Raw genomic sequence first — 15304 nt, forward strand, 5'->3', positions numbered from 1 at the left:
TCGGTTGAGGATATGGGTAACGCGGAGCCGGCTCCTGCCAGCGCCCGGGCACAGGCCCGAGCCGCGGTCCTCCCTTGGATGGTTCTGCTGGTGCTGGCCGTGATCTCTTCCGCGGTCGCCGCGGGTTCACTGGTGCTGGTCGGCGTTGACCTGGCCATCGGCAGGCAGCCGCTGGCGATGTGTTTATCGCTGGGCTGAACGGGGCTATGGCCACGGTCTTTTGGCTGTGTCGGTCCCATTCTGCACGACCAAAATTTCGGCACACTGAGTGGTCGTGATCACTTCCGCCACGTGGTTCACGTCCCGAGATAGAAGGTCGGGCATTCTCGGTTTGGATCCGTCGTCGTGGCGTTGGAATTCCACTCCGAACTCGACTTCGAGCACGATTCTCGCGGGCTAGCATCAGGGGCGGCATCCGCAACCCTTGGCGAGAGCACCTGAGGCCCTTACCCTCACGACATATTCGGAACTTCCTTGACGGTCCGTGTGACAGGTGCCATAGTCTTCATATGGACCTGTTGGACAGCTGGACAGCTGCACAAGATCGAGTGGTGCGCGTCGGCGCGGCCGAAGCGGTCTTCGCATCCCTCCGCAGCGCAATCGAAGGCGGCAAGATTCCTGTCGGCACCCGCCTGGACTCGGAGGCATCGCTGGCCAAACAGTACGGCGTGAGCCGCACGATGGTCAGGGAGGCGCTGCGTTCCTGCACCGCATTGGGACTCACGGCCACCCACACGGGTAAGGGCACGTTCGTCATCGCTGACAAGGTGGCCCAGGACCTCAAACTCGGCAAATATTCGGCCAGCGCCCTCGTGGAAGCCCGCCCCCATGTGGAAGTGCCGGCCGCGGGCCTAGCCGCCCAACGCCGCAGCAGCGAAGACCTGGAGGCCCTTCGGGAAATCCTCCGGGAAATGTCCGAGGAAGATGATCTCCAGCAGTGGGTGCTTTTGAACACCGAGTTCCACGTGACCATCGCCCGGTGCAGCGGCAATGGCGTGTTCGAATCATTCCTGTCAGACATCTGCGACGCCATGGCCAACCAATCAAACACCCTTAACCTCGTGGCTGACCGGCGCAAGGAATCGGGTCAGGAACACGCCCGCATTTTCGCTGCCATCGAGAAGGGATCAGCCGAGGAAGCATCCCAGGCCATGAGGCTGCATTTGCACGGGGTCGAATGCGCCCTGGGCACCATCGTCCCCGGAAGTGGAAACTCCAGGGCCGGCCATACGCGCTAAATCCTAAACCCCGGATTTCACCCACCCTCCCTGCTGCAATCGCCGCAAGCCGCGCGCGGCGTCTTTGCCCTGGAACAACCATGCCCACCGTGCCGGCTGCGGCGTCACTCAGTCCTGCCCCGACCCCAGATTTTTACCGTCCAAACCCGTCAACGAAGCCCTGTGAGGACCCCATGACCACCGCACATACCGCCCCGGACACCCGCTCCGAACACGATCTCCTGGGTGACCGGGACGTTCCCGCCGGCGCCTACTGGGGCGTCCACACCCTCCGGGCCGTGGAGAACTTCCCCATCACGGGCCAGCCGCTGTCCTCGAACATGCACCTGGTCCGCGGGCTGGCCGCCGTGAAGCTCGCCGCCGCCCGCACCAACCACGAGCTCGGACTGCTCGACGCCGGGCGTGCCGCCGCCATCGGGGACGCCTGCACCGAGGTCATGAACGGCAAACTCAGCGAGCAATTCGTCGTCGACGTCATCCAGGGCGGCGCCGGGACCTCCTCGAACATGAACGCCAACGAGGTCATCGCCAACCGGGCCCTGGAAATCCTCGGGCACCCGAAGGGCGACTACTCCCGGCTGCACCCCAACGACCACGTCAACCTCAGCCAGTCCACCAACGACGTCTACCCCACCGCGGTCAAGCTCGGCACGATCTTCGCGGCCCGGGAACTGCTCCAGGCCCTCACCGAGCTCGAAGACGCCTTCGCCGCAAAGGCCCTCGAGTTCCGCACCGTGGTCAAGATGGGCCGCACCCAGCTCCAGGACGCCGTCCCCATGACCCTCGGCCAGGAATTCGGCACCTACGCCGTCACGATCGGCGAGGACCGGCTCCGCCTGGCCGAAGCCGACCTGCTGATCCACGAAATCAACCTCGGCGCCACCGCGATCGGCACCGGCCTGAACGCCCCCGCCGGGTACGCCGAGGCCGCCTGCCGGCACCTGGCCGAAATCACCGGCCTGCCGCTGATCACGGCCGTGGACCTGATCGAGGCCACCCAGGACGTCGGCGCCTTCGTGCACCTCTCCGGGGTGCTCAAGCGGGTCGCCGTGAAACTCTCCAAAATCTGCAACGACCTCCGGCTGCTCTCCTCGGGCCCGCGCGCCGGCTTCGGCGAGATCAACCTCCCCGCGGTGCAGTCCGGCTCCTCGATCATGCCCGGCAAGATCAACCCGGTCATCCCGGAAGTGGTCAGCCAGGTCGCCTACGAGGTGATCGGCAACGACGTCACCATCACCATGGCCGCCGAGGCCGGCCAGCTCCAGCTCAACGCCTTCGAACCCATCATCGTCCACAGCCTCCACAAGAGCATCTCCCACCTCGAAGCCGCCTGCCGCACCCTCACGGCCCGCTGCATCCGGGGCATCACCGCCAACACCGAACACCTCCGCCTCACCGTCGAACAATCCATCGGCCTCGTCACCGCCCTGAACCCGCAACTGGGCTACGCCACAGCCACGGCCATCGCCCAGGAAGCCCTCGCCACCGGCAAGGGCGTCGCGGAACTCGTGCTCGAACACGGCCTGCTCACCGACGAGCAGCTCACCGAACTCCTCAGCCCGCACCGCCTGGCCAACCTCACCAAATAATCCCCAACCGCTCCCTAACCTCGCAAGCTCGGTTAGGGAACCCTGCGGTAGTGGGCCCACCCCCAGACCGACGACCCCGCCCGACCAGGGAGCAAGGGGCACGCCGTCGTGCCCAAAAACCCGATCGACTACAGAGAAAACGGAACTCGATGACGAGGACCGTTCCAGCACCGGGCCACCAACCCGGCCTCTACCCAAGGACTGACTATGAAAAACAAATCAACGATGTGGATCCTGGCAGCGCTCCTGTTCGGAATCCTCAGCGGTCTGCTCTTCCACGGGCTGCTGCCGGTGGACACACGCGAATCCGTCGTGGCGGTCCTCGACACCGTGACGCACATGTTCCTGAACCTCATCAAAATGATCATTGCCCCGCTGATCTTCGCCACCCTCGTCTCCGGCATCGCAGGAGCGGCCAAATCCGCCGGCGTGGGCAAGCTCTTTGGCCGCTCAATGATCTGGTTCCTGTCCGCCTCCGTCCTGGTGGGCGCGTTTGGCTTCATCACGGCCCATGTACTCAACGTCGGTAACGGGCTCCACCTGATGCCAGGAGGCGACGCGGGGATGGAAACGAAGCCCCTCGATTACCAGGCGTTCATCACCCACATCATCCCCACGAGCGTCTTCGCCGCCCTGACCGAAAACAACCCCCTTCAGATCCTCGTATTCGGCGCCCTCTTCGGCATCGCCCTGCTGAATCTTCGGAAGAAGGGCCGCTCCTCCATCGCCGATGCCATCGACGAACTGATGGGCGTCATGCTGAAGGTCACCGGGTATGTGATGCTGGCGGCGCCCGTCGGCGTTTTCGCCGGCATCGCAGCGGCCTTCACCTCCCAAGGTCTCGATGCGTTTGCCACCTACGCGTCGTTCATCGGCGGGTTCTATGTGTCTCTCTCGGCCCTGTGGGTCATCATGGTCGGCGTCGCCGTCGCCTTCCTCGGACGGGCCGCCTTCCGCCTGGTCCGGATAGTGCGCGAACCCATGGTCATCGCGTTCGCCACCTCCAGCAGTGAAGCCGCCCTGCCCAAGCTCATTGAAGGCCTGACCAAGTTCGGCATCGAAAAGCGCACCACCGGTTTCGTGCTGCCCCTGGGTTACTCGTTCAACGTGGACGGTTCCATGATGTACATGACCTTCGCGTCGGTCTTCCTGATCAACGCCTACGGCATCGACATGGACCTTGGCCAGCAGATCGCGATGACCGCAATGCTCCTGCTCAGCAGCAAGGGCATGGCCGGCGTGCCACGCGGGTCACTCGTCGTCGTAGCCGCCGTGGTCCCTGCCTTCGGCATCCCCGCCGCCGGAATTGGTGTCCTGCTGGTGATCGACCAGCTCCTGGACATGGGGCGCACCGCCACCAACATCCTGGGAAATGCCATCGCCACGGCGGTGATCGGCCGGAACCACGACAAGTCCACGTCCCTCCTCGAAGCGTCACGCGCGGAAGCCTCCCAAGACGCGGAAGTCACTGAAGACAGCAGGGAGCCTGAGCTCGTTTCGAGGCACTGACCGGATCCCGCTCGGCTAACCAATTTTCAACCAGCGAACCTACCCTCACACCGGATGAAAGGCCATCGCCAATGACAGCCGACTTTGAAGTCCAGAGCCCGATGGACGCGCACCGCATTGAGCGGACGAAAAGAGCGAGAAACGCACCGATCAAATCACAAATCATCGACTACCTGGCAAACCATGGGGCAAGCAAAGTAGCTGACATCAGCGACGGTATCGCGTCCTCGCGAGGCGCAGTCAGATACCATTTGGCAGCGCTGGAGAGCGCTTCGATCGTCCGTTCCAACATTTCCCCCGGAGCCAGGGGTCGTTTCACGCCCTTCTACGGTCTCGCCCCTGGAAAAACGGACCCCGCCTCCTAGCCGGACAGCGCTGACGACGGCGGGACCTCCCGCCGTCGTCCGCCGTGTCTTTAAGGCCGGAATCTCATGTCCTCTCCCCTAACCAAGCTCGCAGTTTCAGGACCGAAAGATCGTGCAGCATGCCGGGCTTAGATCACGGTGCCGCAATCGCGGCGCCAGGCAGGTGCCGGGAGATCCGAAGGCACCGGAGGGTTAGGACTCATGGCGCAGACCAACGGAGAAGCACGTCCCAGCCGCCAGGTCTGGTTAGGGTGGAGGATGACCGGAGAACCGAACACCTGGCACGACAAGCACAAGGCTTCCCTCACCCGCGGGCAGCAGGCCGCGGACCTCATGCGAAACGGGATGGGGAGCTGGCCTTTCGTGGGAGGTTTCATCGCCTTCATGCTGGTCTGGGCCGCCATAAACACCTGGGCGCTGGCGACCCATGCCTGGGATCCGTACCCCTACATACTTCTTAACCTCTTTCTGTCCATGCTGGCCGGTCTGCAAGGAGCAATTCTGCTCATCGCCGCCAAACGCCAGGATGCCATCGCCGGGGCCATGGCCCAGCATGACTACACTACGAACCTGAAGTCCAAGGAAGAGATCGATCTCCTGATGGACATTAACTGCCAGCAGTTGGAGATTCTCCGCGAACTTCAGCAACTCAGAACCTTGCCCGCATCCGTTGCCGGGACGCACCGGTAGAGGGTAGGTACAGAGACGCCGAGGTTTTTGGCGACTTCCCACGGCAGTGTGCCGGCGGCGGTGGTTGTCGGAATCGAGCCGGACGGGGGCGATTGGCTGCTGTGGTTCTGGTGGTTTGCTTGCTACTGATGGGCCGCTCACAGAGTGAGCCAAGGCAGGGCGCGTGTGGGAAATTTCGTTGTTCGACAACGCCGGTTGGCGAGCGGATACTGAAGAACCATGAAGCCTACCCAAAGCGGGTTGCGCATCCAGCTTCTCGGCTCGTTCATCGTGTACGTCAACGGGAACGCCGTCGAGAACAACCACTGGCGGCTGCAGAAGGCAAAGGCCGTGGTGGCAATGCTGGCGCTGGCGCGTGGTCAGCGTGGCCGTCGCGAGCAGGTACTGGACCGTCTGTGGCCTGACATGGAGCCGGTGGCCGCCGCACGGAATCTGCATCAGACCCTGTACGTCGCTCGCCGTGCGCTCGCTAGCGCTGGAGCCGGCAGCGACGGGCTCCTCGTCATCCGCGGTGAAGTGGTCGTGCTGGATGACACTGGCCCGGTCGATGTCGATGTCCTGCAGTTCAAGCGTTCGGCCGTGGCAGCGTTGGCTGCAGGCGTCGAGGCAAGCCTGCGCGATGCGGCCGACTTGTACAGTGGTGATCTTCTGCCGGAGCTGCCGGATGCGGATTGGCTGACGGCACGCCGCGATGAGCTCCGGGAAATCCATCTCGAGGTACTGGTGAAACTGGCGTCCACGGTAGCGCAGCGTGCACCGGAGGAAGCGTTGGTCATCCTCACCCATGCGCTCGAATCCGGTCCCATCCACGAGGGGGCCGTGCGCGCGCAGATGGTGGTGCTGGCTGGGATGGGCCGGCGGTCGGAAGCATTGGCACGATATGAGCGGCTGGTCGACGAACTCCTCGACGCGTTCGGGACCGACCCGGACACCCGGACGACGGGACTGTTTCGCGAGCTGTTGACCGGCTCGCCGCCCGAAGAGCGCCTCCACCGGCCCGCCGGCGTGACCGGCAAAGACGATGCCATCGGTTATCTGCCATCCCCGTTGACAAGCTTCATCGGGCGCGAGCGTGAACTCGTTGACGTCGAGCGGCTGATGGGCCATGCTCGCCTGCTCACCCTCACCGGGGCTGGCGGCAGCGGCAAAACCAGACTGGCATTGGAGGCCGCGAAGCGAGTTCGTCCTGAGTACGTGGACGGAGTCTGGTTCGTCGACCTCGCGGCCGTTGGGGAGTCGCTGCTGGTGGCCGATGCCGTAGCCGAGGTCCTCGGGTTGGATTCCGGCGCGGCACCAAGCCGCGTGCAAGCGCTGGTCGACCAACTTCGGCGACGCTCGCTGCTTCTCGTGCTGGACAACTGCGAACACCTGCTCGCGGCATGTGCGCATCTCGTCGTCGCGCTACTGGACGGATCCCCTGGGGTTAGAGTGCTCGCCACCAGCCGGGAGCCACTCCATGCCGACGGGGAGTACACCTACCGGGTGCCGTCATTGCCCCTGCCCTCGCCCCTGCGGACCGACGCTCCCGACCTGGCCGTGCTGGGCCGTCTGCCCTCTGTCCGGCTTTTCGTCGAGCGGGCAGCGCAGGTCCGGCCGGGTTTCGCGCTCGACGCCGACAATGCGCAGGGGGTGACAGAGTTGTGCCGACGGCTCGACGGGATGCCGCTGGCCCTGGAATTGGCCGCGGCCAGAACCGCCGTACTCGAACCCGCCGAGATCGTCCAGGGATTGGGCGATGCTTTGTCCATGCTCGGCGGCGGAACCAGCGGCGTCACGCGGCACCAGACGCTGCGTGGCACCTTGGAATGGAGCCACGAACTGCTCACCAAACCGGAGCAGGTTCTGCTGCGCCGGCTGTCTGTGTTCGCGGGTGGTTTCACCCTCGACGCTGTGGCAGCAGTCTGCGCTGACGCGTCCCTCCAGCAGATCGAACTGCTCGACCTGTTGGCCAAGCTGGTGGACAAGTCTTTGGTGGTCACCGAAAGGAGGGGCGCCGGGACCCGATACCGGCAATTGGAGACGGTCCGCCAGTTTGGCCAAGAGAATCTCCATCATGCAGGTGAGGCGGCTCAACTGGCGGCTGCGCATTGCGCCTACTTCCTTGCCGTCGCCGAATCCCACAATCCCGAACGGGCCACCGGGGTGGTCATCGAACAGCCGAAGTTGCTCGACCGTGAGCACGACAACCTGCGCGCTGCGTTGCGCTGGTCGTGCGCCCACGAGCCCGAGACCGCGCTCCGGCTCGCGGCCAGCCTGTGGCGGTTCTGGTTCCTCCGCGGACACGCGGTCGAGGGAGCACGTTGGGTGGAGCGTGCCTTGGCGGTGGCTCCCGACTCGACCCGGCCTCGCGCGGCTGCTCTGATCGGCCTGACCGGGCTGGACAGCCGGCAGGGCCGCGGCGACCGGCATCGGGCGCTCGGCGCGGAGGCCCTGGCAATCATGAGGGAGATCGGCAACCCCGACGAGGTGGCGATGGCCCGGCTCATTGAGACCTCGCTCGCCTGGAGCACTTTCGACTTGGACGAGGCCGAACAGCTGGCAGCGGACGTGCACACCGAGGCATTCGAGGGTGACAGACCCGAACATTGCGCTGCCAGCAGTTGGCTGCTCGGCCAGTGCGCGTTGTCCCGGGAGGACGGACCACTCGCCGCCCGTCACCTAAACACCTGCCTGAGCGAACTCGCACAGTCTGAGACCAGCACCCCACCCTTCCTGCCGGTGATCACTCCCAGCCTGCAACTGGTCCCGGTCGCCGGTCGGTTGGTCCCCTGCGTCGAGGAGACCCTGCTGTTGGGCCGGCGGGTTGGCGTTATCCAAGCCAAAGGCTACGTGCTGTCCGCGATCGGCTACGCGGCCAGGCTTTCGAGAGACACGCAGTCTGCGATATCCGTCATCACGGATGCAGCCGAACATTTCGCCGAGTTAGGAGATGACCTGGCCAGGGCGCAAACACTTCACCAACTTGGCTGCATTCTGCGCGACTGTGGCGACCACGGCGCGGCCGATGAGGCACTTTCCTTGGCGCGGGAGCTTCGGCTCGGCTTGGGCGACCGACGCGGCGAGCTGCTGACCGAGATTAATATCGCCCTGCTCCGCGCCATGGGTGGTGATATCGACCGCGGCCTGACGGACGCTCGGCGTTGCCTTTCAGGGTTCGAGTCCGCGGGAGATCAAGTGGGGATGGGCGCCACGCTGACCATTCTCGGTGCCGCCGAACTGATCTCCGGGGAGGTCCGGGCAGCGCGGGAAATGTACAGGCAGGCAGCGGAAAAGGTCGCCCCCTGGCGGCGACACACTGGCTGGCAACGGTTGATGGTGGCAGAGCTTTCCAACGAGCTCGGCGACCCGCATCGGGCGGCCCGCGAAATTGACAGGGCTGGGGCGATTTTCGACCGGACGAGATGCCTCATCGCCGGTCAGCGGCTGGCCGCACTGCGTAGGCGGGATTCGGATGATGATGTTGAGACGGAGTTGAGTGCTCGTTGAGTACGGTTCACTAGCGTGATTCCTGGATCTGACAAATGGATCTGACAAACCAACAGCAATCAGGAGGAACGCATCGTGACAACGACGCAGACTAGGCCGACCCGCATCGGCGAGGCCACCATCGCCGAGTTCGCCGCCGGCCTGCGCGGCACGGTCGTCCGGCCAGGGGACGCTGACTACGACCACGAACGCAGCATCTGGAACGGGGCCCACGACCGGCGCCCGACGCTCATCGCACGCTGTGCGGGTGTGGCAGATGTGATCCGCACGGTCGATCTCGCGCGCAGCGAGGGGTTGCCGTTGTCGGTTCGCGGCGGTGGCCATTCGATCCCCGGATTTTCCACCGTCGACGACGGTATCGTGCTGGACCTTTCGCTGATGAAGGGGGTCCAGGTGGACCCTGCCCGCCGCCGCGTGGCCGCACAGGCAGGGTGTACCTGGAAGGACGTGGATGCAGAGACCCAGCAATTCGGGCTAGCCGTGACCGGTGGCCTGGTGTCCTCAACCGGCATAGCCGGCTTCACCACCGGCGGCGGCATCGGCTGGCTCGTGCGCAAGCACGGGCTGGCCAGCGACAACCTGGTCGGCGCCGACGTCGTCACTGCTGACGGGCAGTTTATTCACGCCAGTGCCGATGAGCACCCCGATTTGTTCTGGGGGCTGCGCGGCGGCGGCGGCAATTTCGGTGTGGTGACGTCCTTCGAGTATCAATTGCACGAAGTGGGGCCCATCGTCCTTTCCGGCCTGGTTTTCTACCCCGCAGAAGAGGCGGAGCAGGTGTTGCGCGGCTATCGGGCGGCCTGCGCGGCGGCCCCCGATGAGCTGACCACGCTGGTCAACATGACCATGGCGCCACCGGTCCCGTTCCTGCCAGAATCAGTGCACGGCAAGCCGGTCATCGCTGTGGGAGGGTGCTGGTCCGGCGATCTCGATGCCGGCGAGGCCGCCACCGCGCCCTTCCGGTCATTGGGCACGGTCATCGCCGATGTGTTCGCGGCCAACCCGTACGCGGGGTGGCAGCAGGCGCTCGATCCGCTGTACCCGCGGGGCGTGCACAACTATTTCCGCTCGGCATTTCTGCGCGCCGCCGACGACGCGTCCGTACGCGTGCTGCTGGACTCGTTTGCGGCATTGCCCAGCGCCATGACGCAGATTCACCTGCACCACCTTGGCGGCGCGGTCGGCCGGGTTCCTGCCGAAGCAACGGCCTTCGCACTCCGCGACCAGGAATTCATTGTCAATGTTGTTGCGCGCACGCCGACGGCGGAAGGCTTCGCGGATGTCGTCGAATGGGCCCGGGGCGTGACGTCCGCGCTCGGTCCGGATGTGACGGCCTACGTGAATTTCACAGGTGAAGCGAATACGGCGCTCGTCCGGGCGTCGTACCCGGCGGATACATACCGGCGGCTCGTGGAACTGAAAAACGAATACGACCCCACCAATCTATTCCGGTTGAACCAGAACATCGCCCCCACGGTGTGACACCACTGCCTGCGTGAGAAGTGGTTGATCGACTGAGCATCGGGAAGCAACCTGACAGCCGGCGCCAGAGGCACCCCGTTCCCCCGGCAACTGACCGGCAACGCCGGTCAGTTGCCGCGGTCTTGCGACCGCTCAATTTCTCAATCATCAAAAGGGGCCAATTTCACCAACATTGACGCCGCGGATGGGCCCGCTGCACCCAGCAAACCCCTAACCTGAAGTTGCGTGACTTGAGGCAGGAAGATCCCCGGGTTTCCGGAGGGGTCTTCCTGCCCGTCTCGTGGGAAGCAGGCAAGGTGCGAGCCACAAGGCAGCAACGGCAGGAAACGCACTCCGGTGTGGACAACGTGCACACCCCTCTTGGCCGGACAAACGGGAACGAGCCCTCCCCAAGCGCGCGTTGGGCCAGGGCGGGATTGCAGACGCCCAGGATGAGGTAGCCGCCCAAGGCCTGTCCGTTCTCCTCCCCGAGCTTGGTCTCGAAGGTTGAGCGGACATCGATTTCAGAGATCACCCCGAAGCCCTGGCCGAGGAATGCCTCCTGAGATATTCCTCTCATCGGTGCTGTGTGCAACCCTCCTGCACCACCGCCCCCGCCTGTGAACGCGGCGCCCAATTCCCCCTTAACCCCGGAAATATAGGCCCTCCAAGTGTCCGGATTGAACAGGCCAGTCTGGGTCGCTGGGGCTCCCATGGTTCCCCAGCAAAAGATGTCTGGACCACACCTACGTTTGCAGGGCTTCCAGCCCCTTCGGTTGAGGACAAAACGCTAATAATTGATGAGCCCATTTAACCGCTCTTCACCACCGGACCTTGTTGCGGGAAGGCCCGGGCGTGGACCCGCGCCAGGACCTCGACTCCGAGGCCCCCGGCGGCCCCGCACGCCACGGCCGCGAGCAACAACCCGCCGGGTGGCCGGGAAAGCAGGAAGAATTCCTGCACGAGCGGGAGGTTGAGCGAGACCAGCAGGGAGGCGCTCATGGCCAACACCACGGCCAGGCGCGCCGCGTTGAGGGGGCGCGACACAGCCGATAGTATCCACAGTCCGACCATGGACAGCGTCAGCACAGAGGCGCTGCTGACTTGTTCGGACGTGGCCGTGCCGGCCAGCGGCGCGAATGCGTTCAGTGTGAGCAGGGAAGCCGTGACGATCAGTCCGGCAGGGACGGAGAACCATAGGGACCGGCGCAGGAATCCGGGCTGATAGCGGCGCGGGTTCGGCATGAGCGCCAAGAAGAAGGCCGGGATTCCGATCGTCAGGCCGTCCGTGAAGGATAGCTGGCGGGGAAGAAACGGAAACGTCCACTGCAGGAGCCCGAAGGTCACCGCGATGGCGGTCGCATAGACCGTTTTGCTCAGGAAGAGGCTGGAGACCCGCTCAATATTGGCGATGACCTGCCGGCCCTCAGCGAGGACTCCGGGAAGCCGGTCGAAGCGGCCGTCGAGCAATACCAGGCGCGCGACTGCCTTGGTGGCGGGCGCCGCGGAGTCCATCGCGATGCCAAGGTCGGCCGTCTTGAGCGCGAGGGCGTCGTTGACGCCGTCGCCGGTCATGGCCACAGTATGTCCCCGGCGCTGGAGCGCCTCGACCATTGCCCTCTTCTGGGCCGGCGTCACTCGGCCAAACACCATGTTTGATTCCATCACCTCCTCCAGATGCAGCGGGTCCTCCGGCAGTGAGCGTGCGTCGAAGCCCTCCGTGACCTCCAGGCCAACCCTGCGGGCAATGGCGGCAACGGTGCGGGGATCGTCGCCGGAAATGATCTTCAACCCGACCCCTTCGGTCCGGAAGAACTTGAGGGTCTCCCGGGCATCGGAGCGCGGCTGTTCCCGGAAGGTCAGCAGCGCCACAGGGTGGAGCGACCCCGGCAACTGCTCCACCTTCCCATTGGCTGGCAACTGATCCGCGCCGGCCAGGAGCAGGGTCCGCAGCCCTGATGCGGCCAGTTCGCCAGCCTGGCGCAAGACGTCGCTCTGGCGCGGTACTACGCCGTCGGGCGCCGAGATCGACGGCTTCAGACGTGCGGCTGCGTCGTCGCCCTGCACAAGCATCATTTCCGGTGCTCCGAGAATCCAGGTGCGCGCACCGCGGGCGCTCCCGTTGAAGCTGACTCCGCTCCACTTCCGGGCGGAGGAGAACGGCACGGTCCGGACGGGTTGAAGGCCGCCATCATCCTCAAAGGCCGTGCTCAGGCAGCGTGCCGTGGCGTTTGCCTCGGGTTCGGCGCCAAACCATGCGAGGGCCTGTTCCCATCCCGGTTGCGGCGCCAGCGGGTGAACCGAGTCGAAGACCAGTCCTCCTTCTGTGAGGGTTCCGGTCTTGTCCATGCACAGTACGTCTACGCGTGCCAGTCCCTCGACAGCGGCGAGTTCCTGGATCAGTACGTTGTGTTTAGCCAGCCGGAGTCCGCCCACGGCGAAGGCCACGCTCGTCAGCAGCACTAGTCCCAGCGGGACGATCGCGATCATGCTGGCAATAAGTCCCACGAGAGCGGGGGTCCAGGCACCGGTGGAAATGGCGGTCTGCCAGCCGCCGCGCGCCTGGATCTCGCCGCTGAGCACGATGAGGGCAACGGGCAGCAGGATCCAGGCGATCCAGCGCATTACACGGTTGAGGCTGTTGCGGATCTCGGAGTTCACCAGTGAGAAGCGTCGCGCATCTGCCGTCAGCCGGCTCGCGAACGACGCCGCTCCGACCCGGACAACCTGGGCGTTGCCGTGGCCGGCCACGACGATCGATCCGGAGAGTACTTCCGTCCCAGCATCCTTACCCACCGGGTCTGCTTCGCCCGTGAGAAGCGATTCGTCCACCTCGAGGCCGGACGACTCCAGTACGGCAGCGTCGGCAGTGACCTGATCCCCGGCCCGCAACACCAGGAGGTCATCTTTTACGACGTCGGCCGTGGCGATGTCGTGGATCTGACCCTCGCGCATTACCCGCGCGAGGGGGGCGTTGAGGACAGCCAGCCGGTCCAAGGACTTTTTCGCCCTGTATTCCTCGACGACGCCGATCACGGCATTGCTGACCGCGGCGAGGCCGAACAGGGCATCCCGCCATTGCCCCAGGAACAACAGCAGCAGGAAGCTCGTGCCGACGATTGCGTTGAAGAGCGTGAAGACGTTGGCCCGGAATATCTGCCACAGGCTCCGGCTAGTGGTGTCCGGCACGCGGTTGGTAAGCCCGCGCTCGACCCGCGTAGCCACCTCCCCCTGCGACAGCCCCTTGGCGGCCGGCTGGCGCCTGGCGGCGGCCTTCCGGCGTTTGGCTGCCGGGGACGCACGCCGATGCAGAAAGGCTCGTCTCTTGCGCCGGCGGTATGCCTTCACCCTCCGATGGTATCCGCCGTAGCGCCACAATGTGACGCACTGCGACGCATCAGCCGGTCTCCCGCCGCGGCAACATCCGCCCGCACTGGCGCTGCGAGAAATCCAATACAGATACGGGAACCCTGGAATCGCGCATACCCCGTCCGAAAAACTGCCCCGTACAGGTTGGACAATCGCGACAGTTGGACCGCTGTTCCGGGAGATCATCGATTACGTCCGGGGTCCAACGAAGTGAACCTGACAGCGAAAGGCGCTTATGGGAAGTCGTGGACCAGACACCCCAGCTGGCGGACCTCCCGGATGTACCCCGCCCGGTGCACTCGACAGGCTCCCCCACTGGGTCCGTTCCGAACATTCCAGGTACCCATCAGAGACATCGCGGTGCTGACCGGGCTCGCCCTGAAACAACTGACCGCCGTGGAACGGATGCCCATTGCATCAACCCTGCCCACCGCCCGAGTCGCTTCAATCTGGCGGCGACTTAGAACACCACGGGACCTTGACCTCGACTTCGATCTAAACGACTAGGAAGTCGGGGCGCGATCTACACGGATGGAGCCTACGGTCAACGGAGCGCGCGAAGATACCGTGCAGGCACGATTCGCTGCCCGATTCGAAGGAGTGGGTAGAGTCCCCGCCAGTCGGCCATCTGCTCTCGGCTCAGTGCGCGCCCAGACCGGGATGCACCGCAGCTTTGCAGTTCCGCGGACCTTCCCGTGAATCAACGCACCCTAGCCCGGGACGCGGCCCCGGAACTACGCTGGGGCAGGCGTCGCCCCGTTTCCGGGCAGGCGGCGGGCTCATGGTCGAGGAAGGAAGCGGTCCATGAACGCACAGAACATCACCCACTGGATCCGGGCGGGGTTGTGGACGTTACCTCTTTACGGCCTGATCACCGCCTGGGCCACGCTTGAGCCTCAGCCGGACCAGCAAAAGGATCCAGACGCCTGGGCGCGGTTCGTCAGCTCGGGCTCGTATCAGTCAAGCCACTTGCTCGGCAGCTACGGAGGCACCATCCTCGCGATCTTCGGGGTGTTCGCGCTGGGCTGCTGCCTGGCCAACAGCCGCGTCGGCCGCCTGGCACTGGCAGCAACAGTCATCACCGTCGCGGGAACTGCCTTGCTAATGGTCCCCGCCGTCCTCTCCACTTTCGCCACTCCCGCGATCGGGAAGGCGTATCTGGAAAGGAACCGGGACGTCATGCTTCTGGAGTTTCCATCCGCCATGACGGTCTCGTTCCTGCTCGGGATCGTGCTCGCGTTCCTTGGCAACGTCTTGCTTGGAGTCGCGGTCTGGCAGTCCCGGACGCTCCCCCGCTGGGCCGGGGCCCTATGGATTGCCGGCGCCGTACTGTTCTACCTCCTCGGCGTCGTGCTGGGGCAGGCGACCACGGGCAGCAGCCTTCCGACGCAACCGGCCGGTGCCTTGCTCATGGCCGCATCGGGTGGCTGGATGGCGTGGAGCCAGTCACGGCAGGGCCAGCCAGCCGCGGCCGTCCATGCGGCCGGCACGCGCTGACGGTTTAAGGTTCGTGGAGGCCGGACTTGCCCAAGCGGTCCAGGTGATTGTGTTGAGAATCCGCGTCGGCTCCATCCGTCCGGATGGATCGAGACGATGA

10 protein-coding genes are annotated in these 15304 nt (G+C 64.8%); 9 read left to right on the top strand and 1 reads right to left on the bottom strand.

What is annotated here, in order from left to right; translation table 11 throughout:
* Positions 1 to 12 precede the first annotated feature (12 nt).
* From ARTB_RS04800 to ARTB_RS04830, 8 genes are all read left to right on the top strand, one after another.
* Positions 13 to 198: a hypothetical protein gene (locus tag ARTB_RS04800; RefSeq protein WP_243177943.1), complete on the top strand. Its 186-nt coding sequence runs from the start codon at positions 13 to 15 to the stop codon at positions 196 to 198.
* Between the two features lie 311 nt (positions 199 to 509).
* Positions 510 to 1238: a FadR/GntR family transcriptional regulator gene (locus ARTB_RS04805; protein ID WP_243177944.1), complete on the top strand. Its 729-nt coding sequence runs from the start codon at positions 510 to 512 to the stop codon at positions 1236 to 1238.
* A 173-nt stretch (positions 1239 to 1411) separates the two neighbouring features.
* On the top strand, positions 1412 to 2827 hold the full coding sequence (locus tag ARTB_RS04810) for an aspartate ammonia-lyase (RefSeq protein WP_243177945.1): 1416 nt from the start codon (positions 1412 to 1414) through the stop codon (positions 2825 to 2827).
* Between the two features lie 207 nt (positions 2828 to 3034).
* Positions 3035 to 4336 carry a dicarboxylate/amino acid:cation symporter gene (locus ARTB_RS04815; protein ID WP_243177946.1) on the top strand — a complete coding sequence of 434 codons (1302 nt, stop codon included), beginning with the start codon at positions 3035 to 3037 and terminating at the stop codon, positions 4334 to 4336.
* Positions 4337 to 4437: 101 nt separating this feature from the next.
* On the top strand, positions 4438 to 4701 hold the full coding sequence (locus ARTB_RS21840) for a winged helix-turn-helix domain-containing protein (protein WP_368859391.1): 264 nt from the start codon (positions 4438 to 4440) through the stop codon (positions 4699 to 4701).
* Positions 4702 to 4902: 201 nt separating this feature from the next.
* Complete coding sequence (locus ARTB_RS04820; protein WP_439954077.1) at positions 4903 to 5391, top strand: DUF1003 domain-containing protein; 489 nt, start codon at positions 4903 to 4905, stop codon at positions 5389 to 5391.
* Between the two features lie 219 nt (positions 5392 to 5610).
* Positions 5611 to 8877 (top strand): BTAD domain-containing putative transcriptional regulator, encoded by a 3267-nt coding sequence (locus ARTB_RS04825; RefSeq protein WP_243177947.1) that lies wholly within the window; start codon positions 5611 to 5613, stop codon positions 8875 to 8877.
* Between the two features lie 75 nt (positions 8878 to 8952).
* On the top strand, positions 8953 to 10359 hold the full coding sequence (locus tag ARTB_RS04830) for an FAD-binding oxidoreductase (RefSeq protein ID WP_243177948.1): 1407 nt from the start codon (positions 8953 to 8955) through the stop codon (positions 10357 to 10359).
* A 789-nt stretch (positions 10360 to 11148) separates the two neighbouring features.
* Here ARTB_RS04830 and ARTB_RS04840 read toward each other — a convergent pair.
* Positions 11149 to 13563, bottom strand: a complete 2415-nt coding sequence (locus ARTB_RS04840; RefSeq protein ID WP_439954078.1) for an HAD-IC family P-type ATPase — start codon at positions 13561 to 13563, stop codon at positions 11149 to 11151.
* A 948-nt stretch (positions 13564 to 14511) separates the two neighbouring features.
* On the opposite strand from ARTB_RS04840, the gene ARTB_RS04845 reads away from it, so the two are divergent.
* Positions 14512 to 15204, top strand: coding sequence for a DUF4386 family protein (locus ARTB_RS04845; RefSeq protein ID WP_243177950.1), 693 nt, complete (start codon positions 14512 to 14514; stop codon positions 15202 to 15204).
* The last annotated feature ends 100 nt before the right edge of the window (positions 15205 to 15304 follow it).

The sequence above is a fragment of the Arthrobacter humicola genome (assembly GCF_022803015.1).
Lineage (GTDB): Bacteria > Actinomycetota > Actinomycetes > Actinomycetales > Micrococcaceae > Arthrobacter > Arthrobacter humicola_A.